The 1,093-nt window shown below is 58.6% G+C and carries 1 protein-coding gene; it reads left to right on the top strand.

What is annotated here, in order from left to right; genetic code table 11:
* The first annotated feature begins 81 nt into the window (after positions 1-81).
* Positions 82-1,067, top strand: a protein-coding gene (locus tag AWB75_RS37555) for an IS630 family transposase (RefSeq protein WP_143746708.1) whose coding sequence is annotated in 2 segments (ribosomal slippage) — positions 82-541 and positions 541-1,067 — 987 coding nt in all. Because the reading frame shifts where the segments join, the coding sequence is not laid out codon by codon here.
* The last annotated feature ends 26 nt before the right edge of the window (positions 1,068-1,093 follow it).

Genomic DNA, 1,093 nt, shown 5'->3' with positions numbered 1-1,093 from the left:
TATTGAGTTTTACTAAATCCATGACAACCGATTCTCGGCTTGAGCGTTATACGATCATCGCCTTGATGAGGGATGAGATTCATGGCCAAGATGGACGAAGCGACGCGCAAGCGAATGCGAGCCGGCCGCCTCATGCTGGCGGGCAAAACGCCAGCCGAAGCCGCCAAGGCCGTTGGCGTGGCGCGACAGACGGCATACACATGGAAGGCCCGTTTGGACGAAGGCGGCATTGAGGCGTTACGCGTCATGACCACGGGCCGGCCAGCGCAGTTGGATGCGGGCCAGTTGGAGGGCGTGCGCGTGGCGCTGCTGCAAGGTCCATTGACACACGGTTTCGGTACCGAGTTGTGGACACTCAAACGCGTACGGGCGCTCATCGAGCGACTGTACGGCATAACCTTCAGCGAGGTCCATGTTTGGCGACTGCTGGGCGCGCTGGGATTCAGTTCGCAAAAGCCGGAGCGCCGGGCCATCGAACGCAACGAGCAAGCTGTGCTGACTTGGAAGCGCAAAACTTGGCCTGCGCTCAAAAAAAGTGTGCCGCCGAACGAAGACTGATCGTGTTCATTGATGAATCGGGCCTCTCGGAGCGTCCCACGCGCGTGCGCACCTGGGCGCCCAAGGGATGTACGCCGGTCATCCAGTTTCACTTCAACTGGAAGCATGTTTCGGCCATCGCCGGCCTCACCCGCGCGAATTTCCTGTTTCGCTTGCACGATGGCGCGATCAAGAGCGCGCAGATCGTGGAATTCCTCAAGGCGCTGCGCACGCAGTTCAAGCGCAAGTTGTTGATCGTGTGGGACGGTGCAGCACAGCACAAAAGCCGCGTGGTGCGCGAATATCTCGACAGCACGGATGGAGCAATACAGATGGCACTGCTGCCCGGCTATGCCCCAGACCTCAATCCGGTCGAGTATTTGTGGGCCTGGCTTAAGCGGCACGCCCTGGCCAACTTCTGTCCTGACAACCTCGCTGAACTGAAGTACACCGCTCGCAATAAGCTCAAGAGCGGGCAGAAGCGCAAATCGATCATCGCCGCATGTTGGAAACAAGCCGAGCTCTGGTGATGTCATGACTTACGTAAGTCTCAATA

It is taken from the genome of Caballeronia catudaia (genome assembly GCF_001544755.2).
Lineage (GTDB): Bacteria > Pseudomonadota > Gammaproteobacteria > Burkholderiales > Burkholderiaceae > Caballeronia > Caballeronia catudaia.
Note: the sequence above shows the minus strand (reverse complement) of the source record. Positions and strands in the feature narration are given on the sequence as shown.